A 19,464-nucleotide genomic window follows, 5' to 3' on the forward strand; every position below is an offset into this window, starting at 1 on the left:
GGCAGGGGCTCCTCTGCATGGGGATGGGGCGCAATGGCGACTTCTGGGGCGAATCAAGCCAATGCGGAGCAGCACTCATGGTAGCGGAACCGTTTCAGACCCGGGGACGGCAAGAGGCCGCAGGGAAACCCTGCGGCCTCTCGCCTTGTGCGCGTTACGTGTTCAGGAACGTGCTGGCCTGGTCGACGATGTCGAGGAGGAAGCCCGGGGCCACGCCGAGGATGAGGGTGGCGGCGACTCCGGCGGCGACGACGGTGCCGGCCATCGGGCTGGGGAGGTTGACCGTGGGGGCGTCCGGGGCCGGCTCGTTGAGCCAGAGGAGGACGACCACGCGGAGGTACGGGAAGGCCAGGATCGCCGAGGAGACGACGCCGACGATCACGAGGCCGAGCTCGTCGGCCTGGAGGGCCGCGGAGAACAGCGAGAACTTCGCCGTGAAACCGGACGTGAACGGCAGGCCCGCCAGCGCCAGCATCAGGATCGTGAAGACCACCGCCGTGCCCGGGGAGTTCTTCCCGAGGCCCGCCCAGCGCGCGAGGTGGGTGGCCTCCTCGTCGCCGTCGCGCACGAGCGAGACGACGGCGAAGGCCGCGATCACCGTGAAGCCGTAGGCGGCGAGGTAGAACATGGTCTGGCCGACCGCGTCGCCGAGGGCGATGACGCCGATGAGCAGGTACCCGGCGTTCGCGATGGAGCTGTACGCCAGGAGCCGCTTGATGTTCCGCTGCGTGACCGCGAAGATCGCGCCGCCGATCATCGTGGCGACGGCGATCACCGTGAGGATCAGGTGCCAGTCCCACGCGGAGGACGACAGGCCCACGTTGAAGACCCGCAGGAGCCCGCCGAAGGCCGCGACCTTGACGCACGCGGCCATCAGGGCGGTCACCGGCGTCGGCGCGCCCGTGTACACGTCGGGCGTCCACATGTGGAACGGGACGGCCGCGGCCTTGAAGAGCAGGGCCACGGCGATCATCGCGACGCCGATGTACAGGAGCATGCGCGGCTGCCCGGAGGAGACGCCCGCCTGGTTGATCCCGGCGAGGTCCACGGTCCCGGCGAAGCCGTAGAGCATGGCCATGCCGTACACGTAGAACGCGGAGGCGAAGGCGCCCAGCAGGAAGTACTTGAGCGCGGCCTCCTGGCTGATGAGGCGGCGGCGCTTCGCGAGGCCGCACAGCAGGTACAGCGGGAGCGAGAGCATTTCGAGGGCGACGAACATGGTGAGCAGGTCGCCCGCGGTCACGAACATCATCATGCCGGTCACGGCGAACAGCGTGAGCGGGAAGATCTCCGTCGCGCCGTCCTCGCGCCGCTGCTCGACGTCCGCGGCGGAGTCGGCCACGACGGCGGCCTCCGCGACGAAGTCGCCGCCGCGCACCGTGCGGCGCTCGGCGAGGAGCAGGACCGCGATGATCGAGAGGATCGCGATGGTGCCCTGGAGGAACAGGCCGGGGCCGTCGACGACGACGGAGCCGAGGCCGGTGCCGCCGAGGTTGAAGACCGCGCCGCTCTTGTCGGCGTTGAGGACCACGGCGACGAACGCGCCCGCGAGCGCGGCCACCGCCAGCGCCACCTGGACGGGGAGGCGCCGGGCCTTGGGCACGGCGGCTTCGACCAGGAGCCCCGCGAAGGCCGCGACGAACACGATCACCATGGGGGCCAGGCCGGCCCAGTCGATCGTGAGCTCTGTGGACTCACTCATTACCGGCTCCTTCAGCGGCGGGGAGGTCGACGGGCTCGTCGGAGACGAACCCGAGCGTGTGGTCGACGGCCGGCTCGACCAGGTCGATGAGCGGCTGCGGGAAGAACCCGAACCCGAGGATCGCGACCACGAGCGGGGCCACGAGGGCCTTCTCGCGGATCGTGAGGTCGCGCTTCATCGCGGGGACCTCGTCGAGCTGCGGGTTCCGCTCGCCCTGCATGGTGCGCTGGTACATCCAGAGCACGTACGCGGCGGCGAGGATGATCCCGAGCGTCGCCAGGACCGCGACGGGCTCGTTGTGCGTGAACGCCCCGAACAGGACCAGGAACTCCGAGATGAACGGCGCGGTCCCCGGCAGCGAGAGCGACGCGAGCCCCGCGAACAGGAAGATCCCGGCGAGCAGCGGCAGGGTCTTGGCGGCCCCGCCGTAGTCCTTGATCTGGGCCGAGCCGCGGCGCAGCGTCAGGAAGCCCACGACGATGAACAGCAGGCCGGTCGCGAGGCCGTGGTTGAACATGTAGAGCACGGCGCCGGTGGCGGACTCGGACGTGAACGCGAAGATCCCCAGGCCGATGAAGCCGAAGTGGGCGATCGACGTGTACGCGACGAGGCGCTTGAGGTCGGTCTGGCCGATCGCGACGAACGCCGCGTAGATCACGCCGATGACGCTCATGCCGATCACCCACGGCGCGAAGGTCTTCGTGGCGTCGGGGAACAGCGGGATGCAGTACCGCAGGATCGCGAACGTGCCGATCTTGTCCATGACGCCGACCAGGAGCGCCGCGACGGCCGCGGGTGCGGCGCCGCCCGCGTCCGGGAGCCACGTGTGGAACGGGAAGAACGGGGCCTTGATCGCGAACGCGACGAAGAAGCCGAGGAACAGCCAGTTCTGGAGCGTCCCGGAGGCCATCGGGTCGGCTTCGACGAGCGTCTGCCAGTCGAAGACCCCGCCGTTGTTGACCCACAGGGCGATCACCGCGACGAGCATGAGCAGCCCGCCGAGGAGCGAGTACAGGAAGAACTTCACGGCCGCGTACTGCTTCTTCGGGCCGGTGCCGTACGAGCCGATGAGGAAGTACATCGGGACGAGCATGGCCTCGAAGAAGAAGTAGAACAGGAGCACGTTCGAGGCGAGGAACGTCGCGAGCATCGCCGCTTCGAGCGCGAGCACCAGCGCGAAGAACGCCGGGACCGAGCGGGTCACGGCGTCGAGGTCGCGCCAGGCCGCGAGCATCGCGATCGGCGTGAGCCCGGCGGTGAGCGCGACGAGCAGCAGCGCGATCCCGTCGACGCCCCAGGACAGGTTGAGGTCCCACGCGGAGATCCACGTGTACGACTCGGTGAACTGGAGCCACGGCGCGCCGTCGGAGTAGTCGAAGCCGACCGCGACGAGCGCCGTGATGACGGCGACCGCGCCCGCGAAGCCGAGCGCGGTCCAGCGGGCCGCGTCGGCGTTCTCGCGCTTGATCGACGCGACGACGACCGCCCCGATCAAGGGGACGGCGACGAGCGCCGACAGCAACGGGAGTTCGTTCATTGGGTGACCACCACCATGAGCGCGGCCACCACGATGACCGCCCCGGACAGAATGGACAGGGCATAGGAGCGGACGAAGCCGGTCTGGAGCGTCAGCAGGCGCCGCGAGGAGCCGCCGATCGCCGCGGACAGGCCGTTGACGGCGCCGTCGACGACGCGGCCGTCCATCGCCACGGACGCGGAGGCCGCGAGGCGGCTGGGCCGCTCGAAGACGCCGCGGTTGACGGCTTCGCCGCCGAGGTCGGCGCGGGCGAAGCGCACCGGCCAGGCGGCGGCGCGCGGGACCTCGTCGGTGCCGTTGCGGAACAGCACCCAGGCGAGGGCCGCCCCGAGGACGACGGCGACGGTGGTCGCGACGGTGACCTGGAGGTGCGTCAGGTGCCCGTGCGCCTCGTGCTGCTCGCCGAACACCGGTGTGAGCCACTCGGTCACGGGCGAGGCCATGAGGCCGCCCGCGGCGAGCGAGCCGATGCCGAGGAGCACGAGCGGGCCGGTCATGATCGCTGGGGACTCGTGCGGGTGCACGTCCTCGGTCCACCGCTTGGGGCCGTGGAAGGTGAGGACGAACAGGCGGGTCATGTAGAACGCGGTGAGCGCGGCGCCCAGGAGCGCGGCCCCGCCGATGACCCAGCCCTGCCAGCCTTCGCGGGTGAACGCGGCGGCGATGATCGGGTCCTTGGTGAAGTAGCCCGAGAACGGGAACAGGCCGATGATGGCGAGCCATCCGGCGGCGAACGTCGCGTACGTGAGCGGCATCTTGCGCCACAGCCCGCCGAAGCGGCGGATGTCGGTCTGGTCGTTCATGGCGTGCATGACCGAGCCGGAGCCGAGGAACAGCCCGGCCTTGAAGAAGCCGTGCGCGAGCAGGTGGATGATGCCGAGCGCGAACGCGCCGCCGCCGAGGCCCACGGCCAGGAACATGTAGCCGATCTGGGAGACGGTGGACCAGGCGAGGACCCGCTTGATGTCGTCCTTGGCGCAGCCGACGATCGAGCCGAACAGGAGCGTCAGGGCGCCCACGACGACGACGGCGGTCTGCACGTCGGCGTTGAGGCTGAAGATGACGTTCGAGCGGGCGATGAGGTACACGCCCGCGGTGACCATGGTGGCGGCGTGGATGAGCGCCGACACGGGAGTCGGGCCCTCCATGGCGTCCGGGAGCCAGGTCTGGAACGGCCACTGGCCGGACTTGCCGCACGCGGCGGCGAGCAGCAGCAGGCCGAGCGCGAGGCTCGTGGTGGTCGAGAGTTCGGCGGCGCCGTTGAAGACGCCCGCGAAGTCGACGGTGCCGAGCGTGCCGAGCATGAGGAACATCGCGAGGAGGAACCCGACGTCGGCGACCCGGTTGGTGAGGAACGCCTTCTTGCCGGCGGTCGCGGCGGCGGGCTTCAGCTGCCAGAACGCGATGAGGAGGTAGGACGCGAGGCCCACCCCCTCCCAGCCGACGAAGGTCATGAAGTAGTTCCCGCCGAGGACCAGGACGAGCATCGCGGCGGCGAACAGGTTGAAGTAGGCGAAGAACTTCCGGCGCCCGGGGTCGTGGGCCATGTAGCCCACGGCGTAGACGTGGATGAGGAAGCCGACGCCGGTGATGAGCAGGCAGAAGACCGCGCTCAGCGGGTCGAAGAGCAGGCTCGCCTCGATGTGCACGTCCCCGACGGAGAGGATCGTGAACAGGTCGAGGTCGGCGCTCTTGTTCTCAAGGCCCGCAAGGGAGCCGAAGAGGCCGAGCGCGAGCGCGAAGGCCGCGCCGATGGTGGTGACGCCGACCCAGTGGCCCCACTTGTCGGCGCGGCGGCCGGCGAGCAGGAGGATGACGGCGCCCAGGGCGGGCAGGGCGATGAGCGCCCAGGTGAAGGACAGCAGCCCCTCGGCGGGCGCGTACGAGATTTCGTCCACAGTGTCCCTCTAGGCTTTCAGGAGGTTGGCGTCGTCGACGGAGGCGGAGCGCCGGGACCGGTAGATCGCCATGATGATCGCCAGGCCGATGACCACTTCGGCGGCGGCGACGGCCATCACGAAGAACGCCATCACCTGCCCGTCGATCGTGCCGGTGGTGCGCGAGAACGTCACGAGCGTCAGGTTCCCCGCGTTGAGCATCAGCTCCACGCACATGAACACGACGATCGAGTTGCGCCGCACCAGGACGCCGACCGCGCCGATGCAGAACAGGGCCGCGGCGAGGATCAGGTAGTACTCGGGATTCACGACTCCAGTCCTTCCGTGTGCTTCGGGGCCGCCTCGGCGGGCGTGAGCTGGCGCGGCGGCACGTACGGGGACAGCGACGCGGGCTCGATCGAGCCGTCGGGCCGCAGCGCCGGCGTCGCGGTCGAGTCGGAGGTGGCGAACACGCCGGGCCCGGGCTTCGGGCCGGGGTACACGCCGGGCGCGAACCGCTCGCGGCTGTGCTCCTTCTGCCCGCGGTGGCCGCCCTTCTTGGCGACGTGCGCGAACATGAGCGCGCCGACCGCGGCGACGGTGAGGACGCCGGAGACGATCTCGAACGGGAACAGGTACGTCGAGAACAGGGCCTCGGCGATCCGCTCCACGTTCCCCTGCCCCGCAGCGGCGGTGGGTTCGGCGATCACCAGGCCGGAGACGGCGCGGGCGAGGCCCGAGGACAGCAGCGCGGCCATGCCGATGCCGAGGACGACCGCCAGGAGCCGCTGGCCCCGGAGCGTCTCGAACATCGAGTCCTTAGAGTCGCGCCCGAACAGCATGAGCACGAACAGGAACAGCATCATGATCGCGCCCGTGTAGACCATGATCTGCACGAAGCCGAGGAACGGCGCGGACTGCATGATGTAGAAGACCGCGAGGCACATCATGGTGACCGCGAGCGAGAGCGCCGCGTGGATGGCCTGGCGGGCGAGGACGAGGCCGATCGCCCCGCCGAGCGCGATCGGCGCGAGGATCCAGAAGAAGACCGACTCGCCTGCGGACGCGGACTGCGCGAGCTCGATCACGACGCGCTCCCCTTCTTCTGCGCGAGCATCTCGGAGAGCGAGAACTCGGCGCCCTCGCTCGCGCCCGGGTTGACCGGGCCCGACTCGTAGTACGCCTTCTCGCTGTCGCCCAGGCGCATCGGGTGCGGCGGCTGCTCCATGCCCTCGATGAGCGGCGCGAGCAGCTCCTCCTTGGTGAAGATGAGGTCGCGGCGGTCGTCGCGGGCGAGCTCGTACTCGTTGCTCATGGTGAGCGAGCGGGTCGGGCACGCCTCGATGCACAGGCCGCAGAAGATGCAGCGCGCGTAGTTGATCTGGTAGGTCTTCGCGTACCGCTCGCCGGGCGAGAACCGCTCGGCCTCGGTGTTCTCGGCGCCCTCCACGAAGATCGCGTCGGCCGGGCAGGCCCACGCGCACAGCTCGCAGCCGATGCACTTCTCCAGGCCGTCCGGGTGCCGGTTGAGCACGTGGCGGCCGTGGTAGCGCGGTTCGAGCTTGGAGGGCTTCTCCGGGTACTCGACGGTGACCTTCGGCTTGAACATGTGCGCGAAGGTGACGCCGAAGCCTTTGGCGAAACCGGACATTACTCCTCCTCCCCTTCGGAACGGGAGCCGTTGATCGGCGTTGAAGTCGTGTTGGCGGGTTCGAGCTGCTTGATCGAGCGCGGGTTCGGGGGGACCACCAGGTCCAGCGGCGGCACGGGGAAGCCGCCCAGGCCCGCGTCGGGCTCGGCCGGGTTCTCGTACTGCTTGCGGCTGGGCCAGAAGAAGATCAGCGCCATGACGACGATCGCGGCGCCGCCGGCGAACGCGATCCGCGTCGGCAGCTCGTTGCCCGTGTCCAGGCCGATGTTCATGGCCGCCAGGACCATGAGCCACACCAGGGACACCGGGACGAGGACCTTCCAGCCCAGGTTCATGAACTGGTCGTAGCGCAGGCGCGGGAGCGTGCCGCGCAGCCACACGTAGAAGAACAGGAACGCCAGGACTTTCCCGAAGAACCACACGAGCGGCATGAAGCCCTCGTTGGCCCCCGGCCACCAGGCGTCCGGGAACGGCGCGGCCCAGCCGCCGAGGAACAGCGTCACCGCCAGGGCCGACATCGTCACCATGTTCACGTACTCGGCGAGGAAGAACGACGCGTACTTCAGGCTGGAGTACTCGGTCGCGAACCCGGCCACGAGCTCCGACTCCGCCTCCGGGAGGTCGAACGGGGCGCGGTTCGTCTCGCCGACCATCGCGATCACGAAGATCACGAAGCTCGGCGCGAGGACGATGAAGTACCAGCCCGGCAGCGTGATCTCCGCGCCGCCGATCGACAGCGGCAGGCCCTCGGCCTGCGCCTCGACGATCGCGCCCGTGGACATCAGCTTCGACTGGAAGAACACCGCGAGCACCGCGAGCCCCAGCGCGATCTCGTACGAGATCACCTGCGCCGCGGCGCGGAGCGCGCCCAGGAGCGAGTACGCGGAGCCGGAGGACCAGCCCGCGAGCACGATCCCGTACACGCCGAGCGCCGAGCACGCGAGGATCACCAGCACCGACACCTCGAAGTCGGTGAGCTGGAGCTCGGTCTCGATGCCGAACACGGTCACCTCGGGCCCGAAGGGCACCACCGAGAACGCCGTGAACGCGCACGCGACGGCGATCACCGGGGCGGCGATGAACACGATCTTGTCCGCGGTCCGCGGCATCGTGTCCTCTTTGAACGCCAGCTTTAGGCCGTCCGCGAGCGACTGGAGGAGCCCGAAGGGCCCGTTGCGGTTCGGGCCGGGACGCACCTGCATGATCGCCACGACGCGCCGCTCGTACCAGATGGTGAACAGCACCAGCAGGACCAGCACGATGAAGACGAGCACGCCCTTGACGAGCATCAGCCAGATCGGATCGTTCATGCTTCAACCGCCTCCACGGTCTCCCCGCCTCTTGGCGATGCTTGCGAGCCATAACCTTGCCCAGTGCGGGGAACGGTCGGGTACGCGCGGATCTGGACGACGTCGCCCGAGCCCGCGCCCAGGTGGCGGTAGATCCCGCGCCCGGGGGCGTTCTGCGGCAGCCACACCACGCCCTCGGGCATCGCCGTCACCGCCAGCGGCAGCGTGATCCCGCCGATCGCGGTCGAGACCGTCACGCCCGAGCCCTCGGCCGCGCCGATCGCCTTCGCCGTGGCGGCGCTCAAGCGCACCACCGGGTCCGGCGCGCAGCCCGCGAGCTGCGGGTTGTTCTCCTGGAGCGAGCCGCCGTCGAGCAGCTGGCGCCACGTCGCGAGGACCGCCTTGCCGTCCTCGGTCGGGTGGGCGGGCCGGTCGGCCGTCCAGTCCGGCGCGGGCTGGCGGGTGATCGGGTCCGGGAGCCCGGCGAGCTCGGCCCGCACGGTCCGCGTGTCCGCGAGCCCGAGCTTCACGCCCATGACGTCCGCGAGCGCGTCGAGCACCGCGTGGTCGCTCATCAGGTCCGACTCGATGACCGTGTCGAAGGTCCGCAGGCGGCCCTCCCAGTCGAAGAACGCCCCGGCCTTGCCGGTCACCGGCGCCACCGGGAGGATCACGTCCGCCACCCGCGTCACCGCGGAGTGCCGGATCTCAAGGGAGACCACGAAGCGGGCCGCGTACAGCGCCGCCTCGACGGCGGGCGCGTCCGCGAAGTCGTACGGGTCGACGCCGCCGACCAGTAGGCCGTCGATCTCGCCGTCCGCGGCGGCCTGGAGGATCTGCCAGGCTCCGCGCCCGTCGGCGCCGGGCAGGGACTCGACGCCCCAGTACTCGGCGAGCTGCTCGCGGTCGGCCGCATAGGAGGCGAGGCCGCCGCCCGGCAGCAGGCCCGGCAGGCACCCGGCCTCGACCGCGCCCCGGTCGCCCGCGCGGCGCGGGACCCAGGCGAGGCGCGCCCCGGTGGCGCGGGCCAGCCGCACCGCCGCGGAGAACGCGCCCTCGACCGTGGCGAGGCGCTCGCCCAGGAGGATCACGGCGCCGTCTTTGGCGAGGGCGTCGCGGACGTAGCCGCCGCGCGTCCAGCCGTCGAGGAGCTCCGCCTCTTCACCGGGGAGGGACTCGATGAGGTTCGCGCCGAGCTTGCCGGTGCCGCGGGTCGCGAACGGGGCGACCACGTGGACTCGTTGGCCGCCTTGGCGGACGGCCTTGCGCATGCGCAGGAACGCGATCGGGCATTCCTCTTCGACTTCGAGGCCCACGGTGACGACCACGGGGGCCTTCTCCAGGTCCTCGTAGGTGACGGCGCCGCTGGACGGGTAGACCCCGGCGACGGCGTGCGCGAGGAACTCGGACTCCTCGGTCGAGTGCGGCCGGGAGCGGAAGTCGATGTCGTTGGTGGCGAGCGCGATCCGCGAGAACTTCGAGTACGCGTACGCGTCCTCGACGGTGAGCCGCCCGCCGGTGAGGACCCCGACGCGCCCGGAGGTGTTCTCCCCGGCGGCGCCGAGCCCGGCCGCGGCGCGGCGCAGGGCCTCGGGCCAGGAGGCTTCGCGCAGCGACCCGTCCGCCTCACGCACGAGCGGCTTGGTGATGCGGTCGGCCGCGTCGATGTAGGAGGAGGCCCAGCGGCCCTTGTCGCAGTTCCACTCCTCGTTCACCGCCGGGTCGTCCCCGGCGAGGCGCCGGAGGACCTTGCCGCGGCGGTGGTCCGTGCGCTGATCGCACCCGGCCGAGCAGTGCTCGCACACGCTGGGGCTGGACACGAGGTCGAACGGCCGGGAGCGGAACCGGTACTGGGTGCCGGTGAGGGCGCCGACCGGGCAGATCTGCACGGTGTTGCCCGAGAAGTAGGACTCGAACGGCTCGTCCTCGTAGACGCCGACCTGTTCGAGGGCGCTTCGCTCCATGAGTTCGATGAACGGGTCGCCCGCGACCTGGTCGGAGAAGCGGGTGCAGCGCGCGCACAGGACGCAGCGCTCGCGGTCGAGGAGGACCTGCGAGGAGATCGGCAGCGCCTTCTTGTAGTGGCGCTTGTCCTTGGCCTCCATGCGGGTCTCGGTGCGGCCGGTGCTCATCGCCTGGTTCTGGAGCGGGCACTCGCCGCCCTTGTCGCAGACGGGGCAGTCCAGGGGGTGGTTGATCAGGAGGAACTCCATGATCCCCTCCTGGGCGTCCTTGGCGACCTCGCTGGTGTGCTGGGTCTTGACGACCATGCCCTCCATGGCGGTGGTCGTGCAGGACGCGGCGGGCTTGGGCATCCCGCGCCCGTTGCCCATGTCGGGGACGTCGACGAGGCACTGGCGGCAGGCCCCGGCGGGTTCGAGCAGCGGGTGGTCGCAGAACCGGGGGATCTCGATGCCGAGCTGCTCGGCGGCGCGGATGATCAAGGTGCCCTTGGGGACCGTGACCTCGACGCCGTCGATGGTGAACGTGACTTGATCGGTCATGTCTAGTGGGCTCCGATCTTCTCGGCATCGAAGAGGGGCTGCTTGTGGCCCTCGATGTAGTCGAGGTAGTCCTGCCGGAAGAACTTCAGGGACGACGTGACGCAGGAGGTGGCGCCGTCGCCGAGGCCGCAGAAGGACCGGCCCAGGAGGTTCTTGCAGGCGCTCTCCAGGAGCTTCAGGTCGCTCAGCTGCCCGCGGCCGGAGAGGATCCGCTCGTAGACGCGGACCATCCAGTAGTTGCCCTCGCGGCACGGGGTGCACTTGCCGCAGGACTCGTGCGCGTAGAACTTGATCCAGCGCCAGCAGGAGACCACCGGGCAGTCCTGGTCGGAGAAGATCATGACCGCGGTGGTCCCGAGGATGGACCCGGCCTTGGAGACCGAGTCGAAGTCCAGGGGGACGTCGATCGAGTCGGCCGAGAGCATCGGGGTGGAGGACCCGCCGGGCGTGAAGTACCGCAGCTCGTGGCCCTCGGACATGCCCCCGGCGAGCTCGATGAGCTCGCGGAGGGTGGTGCCCATGTTGCACTCGTACTGGCCGGGGCGCTTGACGCGGCCGGAGAGCGAGTAGATCATCGTGCCCGCGGCGGTCTCGGTGCCGAGGTCCTTCCACCACTGGGCGCCGCCGAGCACAATGTGCGGGACGGCGGCGATGGTGCCGACGTTGTTGATGCACGTGGGCTTGTTGTAGAGCCCGTGCGTGGCGGGGAACGGGGGCCGCAGGCGCGGCTGGCCGCGCTTGCCCTCCAGGGAGTCCAGGAGCGCGGTCTCCTCGCCGCAGATGTACGCCCCCGCACCGGAGTGGATCACGACGTCGAGGTCGAAGCCGGAGCCGAGGATGTCCTTGCCGAGGTACCCGGCCTCCTTGGCCTCGCGGACGGCGTTGCGCAGGCGCCGGGCGGCGTGGATGGCCTCGCCGCGGACGTAGACGAAGGCCCGCGACGCCTTGATCGCGTACGAGGCGATGATGATGCCCTCGATCACGGCGTGCGGGTCGTTCATCATGAGCGGCAGGTCCTTGCAGGTGCCCGGCTCGCCCTCGTCGGCGTTGACGACCAGGTAGTGGTCCTGGCCGTCGTCGGGCACGAACTGCCACTTCATGCCGACGGGGAAGCCGGCGCCGCCGCGGCCGCGGTGGCCGGACTCCTTCATGAAGCTGATGAGGTCGGCCTCGGAGTGCTTGAGGGCCTTGCGGAGCGCCTTGTAGCCGTCGAGCTGCTCGTAGACGTCGAGGCGCCAGGCGCCGGGCGAGAGCCAGCGCTTGGTGACGACGGGCTTGAGCTTGTCGAGGACCGCTTCGCGGGGACGCCGGGGACCGGGCACGGTTACGCTCACTTCGCTTCCTCGGGTTCTTTGGTCAGCAGCGGGGCGTTGGGGTCGTAGGCGGGGGCGGCGATCCCGGCCTCGGCGGCGAGGCGGGCCCCGGCGAGGGTGGCGTCGCCCTGCGCGTTGCCTTCGAGTCCGGCGGTGCGCTCCTCGTCGAACCCGGCGAGCTGCACGGAGAGCTCGCGGAGGGTGCAGAGGGGGGCGCCGCGGCTGGGGACCGGGCGGCGGCCCTCTTTGAGCTCGTTGACGAGTTCGAGGGCCTTGGCCTCGTCCATGTCGTCGTAGAACTCGTAGTTGACGGTGACGACGGGCGCGAAGTCGCAGGCGGCGAGGCACTCGGCGTGTTCGAGCGTGATCTTCCCGTCGGCGGTGGTCTCGTCGTGGCCGACGTCGAGGTCGTCCGAGAGCGCGTCGAAGACCTTCTGCCCGCCCTTGGCGTGGCAGAGGGTGTTGGTGCACACCGAGACGAGCCAGTCGCCGGCCGGTTCGCGCTTGTACATGGTGTAGAAGGTCGAGACCGCCTGCACCTGGGCCTTGGTGATGCCGAGGACGTCGGCGCAGAACGCGATGCCGTCGTCCGAGACGAAGCCGTCGTGCGACTGCACGAGGTGCAGGAGCGGCAGGAGCGCCGAGCGCTCGCGGCCCTCGGGGTAGCGGACGAGGATGGCCTCGGCCTGCTCGCGGATCTTCTCCGGGTAGTTCACCTGTCGCAACCTCCCATGACCGGGTCGAGCGAGGCCCCGCCCGCGATGACGTCAGCGAGCAGTCCGCCCTCGGCGAGCGCCGGGATGGACTGGAGGTTGACGAAGGAGGGCTCTCGCATGTGGACGCGGAACGGCCGGGTGCCGCCGTCGGAGACGGCGTGGATCCCGAGCTCGCCGCGGGGCGCCTCGATGGCGGTGTACACCTGCCCGGCCGGGACGCGGAAGCCCTCGGTGACGAGCTTGAAGTGGTGGATCAGCGCTTCCATCGACTGGCTCATGATGTGGCGGATGTGGTTGAGGCTGTTGCCGGAGCCGTCCCCGCCGACGGCGAGCTGCGCGGGCCAGGCGATCTTCTTGTCCTCGACCATGACCGGTCCGGGTTCGAGCTTGTCGAGGCCCTGCGTGATGATCTTGAGGCTCTCGCGGATCTCTTCGAGCCGCACGACGTAGCGGGCCCAGGCGTCGGCGCCGTTGTGGACGGGCACCTCGAAGTCGTACTCCTCGTACCCGCAGTAGGGCATGGTCTTGCGCAGGTCCCAGGCGAGCCCGGCGGAGCGCAGGACGGGGCCGGTGACGCCGAGGGCGAGGCAGCCGGAGACGTCGAGGTAGCCGACGCCCTGGGTGCGCTCCTGCCAGATGGCGTTGCCGGTGAGCAGGCCCTCGTAGTCGTCGAGGCCCTTGGGCATGTACTCGACGAAGTCGCGGATCATCTGGACGCCGTTGGACGGGAGGTCCTGGGCGACGCCGCCGGGGCGGACGTACGCCATGTTCATGCGCAGGCCGCAGACGGCCTCGAAGATGTCGAGGATCTTCTCGCGGTCGCGGAAGCCGTAGATCATCATCGAGAGCGCGCCGAGCTCCATGCCGGTGGTCGCGAGGGCCACGAGGTGGGAGCTGATGCGGTTGAGCTCCATCATGATCACGCGGATCACGTCGGCGCGCTTCGGTACTTCGACGCCGAGGAGCTTCTCGACGGCGAGGCAGTACGCGGTCTCGTTGAAGATCGGCGCGAGGTAGTCGGCGCGGGTGACGAACGTGGTGCCCTGGACCCAGGTCCGGTACTCCATGTTCTTCTCGATGCCGGTGTGCAGGTAGCCGACGATGGGGCGGACCGAGCGGACCGTCTCGCCTTCGAGCTCGCACACGAGCCGGAGCACGCCGTGCGTGGACGGGTGCTGCGGGCCGAGGTTGACGATGAGGCGCTCTTCGCTGACGGGGTCGACCGAGGCGACCAGTTCGTCCCAGTCGCCGCCGGTGACGGTGTAGACGCGGCCCTCAGTGGTGTCCCGTTCCGCGGCGTACGCGTCGGAACCGTGCTCTGTGGTGGTCACTTGTAGGCCCTCCTCTCGTCCGGCGGCGGGATGTGCGCGCCGTCCTTGTACTCGACTGCGATGCCCCCGAGCGGGTAGTCCTTCCGCTGCGGGTGGCCCTCCCAGTCGTCGGGCATGAGGATGCGGGTGAGGTGCGGGTGGCCCTCGAAGACGACGCCGAACATGTCGTACGCCTCCCGCTCCTGCCAGTCGGCCGTCGGGTACACCGAGGTCACCGAGTGGACCACCGGGTTCTCAAGGCCCACGGCGGTCTCCAGGCGGATGCGCCGCCGGTACGTCATCGACGTCAGGTGGTAGACGACGTGGAGGCGGTTGCGCTGGTCGGGGTAGTCGACGCCGGAGACGGCGTCGCACAGCTCGAAGCGCAGCGACTCGTCGTCGCGGAGGGTCTTGCAGACCTCCTCGGTGCGGTCGGGCGCGATGTGGACCGTCAGCTCGCCGCGGTCGACGACCACGGCGCGGGCGACGTCCTCGCCGAGGAGTTCGCGGAGGGCCGCGAGGACCTCGTCGAAGTACCCGCCGAGCGGCTCGGGGGTGGAGACGAGCTCGTAGGCGCTGGAGGGCTGGCGGACGAGGCCGCCGAAGCCGGAGGTGTCGCCGGTGCCCTTGACGCCGAACAATCCCTGTTCGTTGTCGCTCATCGCTTCGCCACCGCCTTCCGGATGCGCAGCTGCTCCTCGGTCCCGGCCTTGACGGCCTCGGTCCACTCCTTCTTGCGCTGCTTGTCGAAGCGGTAGGAGGAGGGCATCGCGCCGGGCTTGACGACCGGCTCGGGGAGGTCGGCGAGGGCCTGGCGGCGCTTCTCGCCCAGGGGCTCGTGCTGGACCTTCTCGTGGAGCTTGAGGATCGCGTCGAGGAGCATCTCGGGGCGGGGCGGGCAGCCGGGGAGGTACATGTCGACGGGGACGACGTGGTCGACGCCCTGGACGATCGCGTAGTTGTTGAACATGCCGCCGGAGGTGGCGCACACGCCCATCGACAGGACCCACTTGGGTTCGGCCATCTGGTCGTAGATCTGGCGCAGCACCGGCGCCATCTTCTGGCTGACGCGCCCGGCGACGATCATGAGGTCGGCCTGGCGCGGGCTGGCGCGGAAGACCTCCATGCCGAAGCGGCCGGTGTCGTAGCGGGCGGCGCCGGTCGCCATCATCTCGATCGCGCAGCAGGCGAGGCCGAACGTGGCGGGCCACATGGAGGCCCTCCGCGTCCAGTTCACGAGGGCTTCGACGGAGGTGAGGATGATGCCCTGCGGGAGTTTCTCTTCGATACCCATTTTGGCTAGTCCCAGTCCAGTCCGCCGCGGCGCCATTCGTAGGCGTAGGCGACGAACAGCGCGGCGATGAACATGAGGACGGCCCAGAACCCGAAGATCCCGAGCACGTCGTGGTGGACCGCCCACGGCACGAGGAAGATGATCTCGATGTCGAAGACGATGAACAGCATGGCGGTGAGGTAGAACTTCACCGGGAACTTGGTCGGGCCCGACGTCGTGGGCGCGGGCTCGATGCCGCACTCGTACGGGTCTTCCTTGGCGCGGTTCTTCCGGCGGGGGCCGGCGATCCGCGAGGCGATGACCGAGACGACGCCGAAGCCGCCTCCGATCGCGAGCATGATGACGACCGGTACGTAGACTTCCATCCCCATCCTCAGAGCCTCCTTCCGAGAGTCGGTGTTACGAACCGCATCCCGTTGACGATCCGGTCGGCGGCGTCCCGCCCGGGCCGGTCGGTGAGGTTCGCGAGCAGTTTCAATACGACGCGCATGAGCGCCGGACGCTTCAGGCCGTGCTCGGTGCACAGCTTCATGACGGCGGGCCTGCCGATGAGGTGGACGAAGATCCCGCCCATCCGGTAGTACGAGCCCCAGAGGTCGTCCATCCGGTCCGCGTAGGTCCGCAGGACCGCTTCGCGCCGCGGGACGCTGGGGGCCCGGAAGGCTTCCGCGACCACTTTCGCGGCCACTTCCCCGGCCTCGATGGCGTAGGCGATGCCCTCGCCGTTGAAGGGGTTGACCATGCCGCCGGAGTCGCCGACGAGCATGAGGCCGCGGCTGTAGTGCGGGACCCGGTTGAAGCCCATGGGGAGCGCGGCGCCGCGCACGGGCCCGTCGGCGTTCGCCTCGTCGGCGAGGCCCCACTCCTCGGGGGTGTTCGCGAGCCAGTCGCGCAGCAGCGCGCGGTAGTCGGTCTTCCCGTAGCCCTCGGAGGAGTTGAGGACGCCGAGGCCGACGTTCACGCGGCCGTCGCCGAGGCCGAAGATCCAGCCGTAGCCCGGTTGCAGCACATCGGGTTCGCCCGCAGTGCGCAGCGAGAGCCAGGACTCCAGGTAGTCGTCGTCGTGCTTGGCCTCGGACTTGTAGTACTGGCGGACCGCGACGCCCATGGGGCGCTTCTCGTCGCGCTTGAGGCCGAGGGAGAGGGCGAGGCGCCCGGAGACGCCGTCGGCGGCGATCACCAAGGGCGCCTTGAACTCGACGGGCTCGCCGTCGCTGACGGCGGTCACGCCGCAGACGCGCCCGGCGAGGTCGAAGAGCGGCGCGGTGACCTTGACGCCGGTGAGCAGGTTGGCCCCGGCCTCCACGGCCTTGTCGGCGAGGAGCTGGTCGAAGTCGTAGCGGGTCCGGGTGAGCCCGTAGTCCGGGAAGTCGTCGAGGGTCGGCCAGTCGAGCTCGATGGCGAGGTCGTCGGCGACGACGCGGAGGCCGCGGTTGCGGATCCACCCGGCGGACTCGGAGGTGTCGACCCCCATCTTGAGCAGCTGCGCGACCGCGCGCGGGGTGAGCCCGTCGCCGCAGACCTTCTCGCGCGGGAAACGGGTCTTCTCCAGCAGCAGCACGTCGAGGCCCCGGGCGGCCAGATGATGGGCTGCGGCCGAACCACCGGGCCCGGCGCCGACGACGATGACATCGGCATCCGGGGTTGCGTGAGTGGTCACGGGCGTCCTCTCAGGCGGATGGGGTGGTGATCCTTTACACGACCAACCCGCTTGTGAAGATCTTCACAAGCGTTTGCAGCCAGTCTAGAACTTCGATATCTACGCCCTGTCACTTAGGTCCGCCTAAGTTGTCATTAATCGAGGTCACGAGCCGTACGCGCGTACTTGAACCAGAGTTGCGGGTGCGATTGGAGCGGCTGCGGTGGCGACGCGAACGCGAGTGATAAAGCCGACAGTTGTGGTCCCACATAACTGTCGATGCCTTGAAACACTCTCGTAACACGAGCGGGGGTCGCGATCACTCCCCCGCAGGACTGGTTCGCAAAAGGGGCAGTAAGTGGCGAGCGCCACATCGTTCAAATTTGAACTTCCAATGGCGCGCCGCTATGGTCGATGGGTAATTCAAATCTGAACTACCTAAGTCGTTTCATCCGGAAGAGGCAGCACATGACCGTCGAACCCGTGAAGGTCTCCGTGATCTTCTACTCGGCCACCGGCAACGTCACCGCCCTGGCGAAGCAGATCTCCGAGTCCGCCGAGAAGGCCGGCGCCGAGGTGCGCCTGCGCCGCGTGGCCGAGCTGGCCCCGCAGGCCGCGATCGACTCCAACCCGGCGTGGGCCGCGAACTTCGAGGCGATCCAGGAGATCCCCGAGGCGACCGCGGACGACATCCTCTGGGCCGACGCCGTCGTCATGGGCTCCCCCACCCGCTACGGCAACGTGGCGGCGCAGCTCAAGCAGTTCATCGACACCCTCGGCCCGCAGTGGTTCCAGGGCCAGCTCGCCGACAAGGTCTACTCCGGCTTCGCCGCGGCCTCCGGCAAGCACGGCGGCAACGAGTCGACGCTGCTCGCGCTCTACAACTCGTTCCACCACTTCGGCGGCATCATCGTGGCGCCGGGCTACGCGAACGAGACCCTGTTCGCCAACGCCTCGCCGTACGGCGTGTCGCACTGGAACGGCTACGACATCGACGAGCAGACCCTCGCCGGGGCCACCGCCCAGGCCGAGCGCGTCGTCGCCACCGCCGCGGCCCTCAAGGCCGGCCGCGCCGCGATCGCCGCGTAAGACAGCCGAACGCCCGGTCCGATTCCCAAGGGCACCTGCGGGAACGGGCCGGGCGTCGCCGTTTCCTATATCCTATAGGAAATAGGATATAGGGTCACTGGGCCTGGATGCGGGCGATGATGCGCCGGGACATGTCCCCCAGCTGCCGCACTTCGTCGCGGGTGAACTCGTCGAAGATGAGGTCGCGCACGGTCTTCACGTGGCCGGGGGCTGCTTTCTTCAGCACCTCGCGGCCGCCGTCGGTGAGGGTGGCGAGGGTGGAGCGCCCGTCGGTGGGGCAGGCGTAGCGGCGCAGGAGCCCGTCGCCCTCCAGCCTGCGGGCGACGTGCGAGAGGCGCGAGAGCGAGCCGTTGCAGAGGTACGCGAGGTCGCTCATGCGCATGGTCTGGTCCTCGGCGTGCTCCAGGACCGCCAGGACGCCGTACTCGAAGTGGCTCAGGCCCACGTCGCGGCGCAGGGACTGGTCGAGGGCGCCCGGGAGGCGCATGACCAGGCCGATCAGCGGCAGCCAAGCCGACATCTCCTCGTCGTCAAGCCACGGCGCCGCATCACTCATGCCCCAAGCTTAACTTCACTACTTGATGTATCAAGCAACCCGAGTACCATTTTCATTGAAGGTTCAAGAGACTGGAGTTCCCGATGCCCACTCGTCCCGGCGCCGCGTTCGACGCCTTCCTCGACTCCACCGCGCCCCGCGCGGCCGAGCGCCGCGACTGGACCCCCGAGGACGGGGCCCTCCCGGCGCTGTACCTCTCCCACGGCGCCCCGCCGCTGTTCGACGAGGCCGAGTGGATGGACCAGCTCTTCGCGTGGGCGCAGGGCCTCCCCAAGCCCAAGGGCGTCCTCATCGTCTCGGCGCACTGGGAGGCCGCGCCGCTGATGATCTCCAGCCCGGACCCGGGCACGCCGCTCGTGTACGACTTCGGCGGGTTCGCGCAGCGGTACTTCGAGATGCAGTACTCGACGCCGGACGCGAGCGCGATGGCCGCGCGCGTCGCGGCCGCGATGCCGGACACCGAGCCGCTGCACCGGCATGCGAGCCGGGGCCTCGACCACGGCGCGTGGGTGCCGCTCAAGGTCATGTACCCGTACGGCGACGTCCCGGTCCTCCAGCTGTCGATCCCGACCCACGACCCGGACCGCCTCATCGACCTCGGCCGCCGCCTCCGCCCGCTCCGCGAGGAGGGCTACCTGGTGATCGGCTCGGGCTTCATGACCCACGGCCTCCCGTTCGTGGACTTCCACCACCCCGACCGCGTCCCGGGCTGGTCGGAGGACTTCGACCTCTGGGCCTCCGAGGCCCTCGCCCGCGGCGACATCGACTCGCTGGCCCGCTACCGGTCCCAGGCCCCGGGCATGCCCTACGCCCACCCCACGGTCGACCACTACGTCCCGCTCTTCGTCACCTACGGCGCCGCCTCCGACCAGGAGCAGGCGGCCACCACGGTGATCGACGGCTACTGGTTCGGCCTCTCGAAGCGCAGCTTCCAGCTCGCCTGAGGGACAGGCGAAAGGGGCGCCCCGGCTCAGGCCGGGGCGCCCC

At 69.7% G+C, this 19,464-nt stretch carries 18 protein-coding genes; 2 read left to right on the plus strand and 16 right to left on the minus strand.

Annotated features, from left to right (window positions below; translation table 11 throughout):
• Nucleotides 1-154: 154 nt before the first annotated feature.
• The 15 genes from nuoN to AB0A65_RS18290 are packed head-to-tail and all read right to left on the minus strand — an operon-like array spanning nucleotide 155 to nucleotide 16,853.
• A complete protein-coding gene (gene nuoN / locus AB0A65_RS18220; protein ID WP_359952542.1) occupies nucleotides 155-1,702 on the minus strand; it encodes an NADH-quinone oxidoreductase subunit NuoN in 1,548 nt (515 codons plus the stop codon).
• On the minus strand, nucleotides 1,695-3,239 hold the full coding sequence (locus AB0A65_RS18225) for an NADH-quinone oxidoreductase subunit M (RefSeq protein WP_359952544.1): 1,545 nt from the start codon (nucleotides 3,237-3,239) through the stop codon (nucleotides 1,695-1,697). The genes nuoN and AB0A65_RS18225 overlap by 8 nt, the downstream gene beginning before the upstream one ends.
• Nucleotides 3,236-5,137 (minus strand): NADH-quinone oxidoreductase subunit L, encoded by a 1,902-nt coding sequence (gene nuoL, locus AB0A65_RS18230; protein ID WP_359952546.1) that lies wholly within the window; start codon nucleotides 5,135-5,137, stop codon nucleotides 3,236-3,238. Before nuoL ends, AB0A65_RS18225 begins: the two co-directional genes overlap by 4 nt.
• 9 nt (nucleotides 5,138-5,146) lie before the next feature.
• Nucleotides 5,147-5,446 carry an NADH-quinone oxidoreductase subunit NuoK gene (gene nuoK, locus AB0A65_RS18235; protein WP_359952548.1) on the minus strand — a complete coding sequence of 100 codons (300 nt, stop codon included), beginning with the start codon at nucleotides 5,444-5,446 and terminating at the stop codon, nucleotides 5,147-5,149.
• Entirely contained in the window at nucleotides 5,443-6,204 is a 762-nt protein-coding gene (locus AB0A65_RS18240; protein ID WP_359952550.1) for an NADH-quinone oxidoreductase subunit J, read from the minus strand. The genes nuoK and AB0A65_RS18240 overlap by 4 nt, the downstream gene beginning before the upstream one ends.
• Nucleotides 6,201-6,767 carry an NADH-quinone oxidoreductase subunit NuoI gene (gene nuoI / locus AB0A65_RS18245; RefSeq protein WP_359952551.1) on the minus strand — a complete coding sequence of 189 codons (567 nt, stop codon included), beginning with the start codon at nucleotides 6,765-6,767 and terminating at the stop codon, nucleotides 6,201-6,203. Before nuoI ends, AB0A65_RS18240 begins: the two co-directional genes overlap by 4 nt.
• Nucleotides 6,767-8,077 carry an NADH-quinone oxidoreductase subunit NuoH gene (nuoH, locus tag AB0A65_RS18250; RefSeq protein WP_359952553.1) on the minus strand — a complete coding sequence of 437 codons (1,311 nt, stop codon included), beginning with the start codon at nucleotides 8,075-8,077 and terminating at the stop codon, nucleotides 6,767-6,769. The genes nuoI and nuoH overlap by 1 nt, the downstream gene beginning before the upstream one ends.
• Nucleotides 8,074-10,560 (minus strand): NADH-quinone oxidoreductase subunit G, encoded by a 2,487-nt coding sequence (locus tag AB0A65_RS18255; protein ID WP_359952554.1) that lies wholly within the window; start codon nucleotides 10,558-10,560, stop codon nucleotides 8,074-8,076. Before AB0A65_RS18255 ends, nuoH begins: the two co-directional genes overlap by 4 nt.
• A 2-nt stretch (nucleotides 10,561-10,562) precedes the next feature.
• Complete coding sequence (gene nuoF / locus AB0A65_RS18260) at nucleotides 10,563-11,894, minus strand: NADH-quinone oxidoreductase subunit NuoF (protein WP_359952556.1); 1,332 nt, start codon at nucleotides 11,892-11,894, stop codon at nucleotides 10,563-10,565.
• Nucleotides 11,891-12,589, minus strand: coding sequence for an NADH-quinone oxidoreductase subunit NuoE (gene nuoE, locus AB0A65_RS18265; RefSeq protein ID WP_359952558.1), 699 nt, complete (start codon nucleotides 12,587-12,589; stop codon nucleotides 11,891-11,893). Before nuoE ends, nuoF begins: the two co-directional genes overlap by 4 nt.
• The gene (locus tag AB0A65_RS18270) at nucleotides 12,586-13,920 is read right to left on the minus strand and encodes an NADH-quinone oxidoreductase subunit D (RefSeq protein WP_359952560.1); all 1,335 of its coding nucleotides are present in this window, start codon (nucleotides 13,918-13,920) and stop codon (nucleotides 12,586-12,588) included. The genes nuoE and AB0A65_RS18270 overlap by 4 nt, the downstream gene beginning before the upstream one ends.
• Entirely contained in the window at nucleotides 13,917-14,561 is a 645-nt protein-coding gene (locus AB0A65_RS18275) for an NADH-quinone oxidoreductase subunit C (RefSeq protein ID WP_359952561.1), read from the minus strand. Before AB0A65_RS18275 ends, AB0A65_RS18270 begins: the two co-directional genes overlap by 4 nt.
• Nucleotides 14,558-15,193 (minus strand): NADH-quinone oxidoreductase subunit B family protein, encoded by a 636-nt coding sequence (locus AB0A65_RS18280; RefSeq protein WP_359952563.1) that lies wholly within the window; start codon nucleotides 15,191-15,193, stop codon nucleotides 14,558-14,560. Before AB0A65_RS18280 ends, AB0A65_RS18275 begins: the two co-directional genes overlap by 4 nt.
• 5 nt (nucleotides 15,194-15,198) lie before the next feature.
• A complete protein-coding gene (locus AB0A65_RS18285; RefSeq protein WP_181245692.1) occupies nucleotides 15,199-15,558 on the minus strand; it encodes an NADH-quinone oxidoreductase subunit A in 360 nt (119 codons plus the stop codon).
• Between the two features lie 8 nt (nucleotides 15,559-15,566).
• A complete protein-coding gene (locus tag AB0A65_RS18290) occupies nucleotides 15,567-16,853 on the minus strand; it encodes a geranylgeranyl reductase family protein (protein ID WP_359952565.1) in 1,287 nt (428 codons plus the stop codon).
• A gap of 447 nt (nucleotides 16,854-17,300) precedes the next feature.
• On the opposite strand from AB0A65_RS18290, the gene wrbA reads away from it, so the two are divergent.
• A complete protein-coding gene (gene wrbA / locus AB0A65_RS18295) occupies nucleotides 17,301-17,921 on the plus strand; it encodes an NAD(P)H:quinone oxidoreductase (RefSeq protein WP_359952567.1) in 621 nt (206 codons plus the stop codon).
• Nucleotides 17,922-18,015: 94 nt separating this feature from the next.
• Here wrbA and AB0A65_RS18300 read toward each other — a convergent pair whose 3' ends face one another.
• Nucleotides 18,016-18,477 carry a MarR family transcriptional regulator gene (locus tag AB0A65_RS18300; protein WP_359952569.1) on the minus strand — a complete coding sequence of 154 codons (462 nt, stop codon included), beginning with the start codon at nucleotides 18,475-18,477 and terminating at the stop codon, nucleotides 18,016-18,018.
• Between the two features lie 83 nt (nucleotides 18,478-18,560).
• Between AB0A65_RS18300 and AB0A65_RS18305 the strand changes: the two genes are divergently transcribed.
• Nucleotides 18,561-19,421, plus strand: coding sequence for a class III extradiol ring-cleavage dioxygenase (locus AB0A65_RS18305; protein WP_359952571.1), 861 nt, complete (start codon nucleotides 18,561-18,563; stop codon nucleotides 19,419-19,421).
• Nucleotides 19,422-19,464 lie beyond the last annotated feature (43 nt).

This window comes from Glycomyces sp. NPDC047010, assembly GCF_040644205.1.
Lineage (GTDB): Bacteria > Actinomycetota > Actinomycetes > Mycobacteriales > Micromonosporaceae > Glycomyces.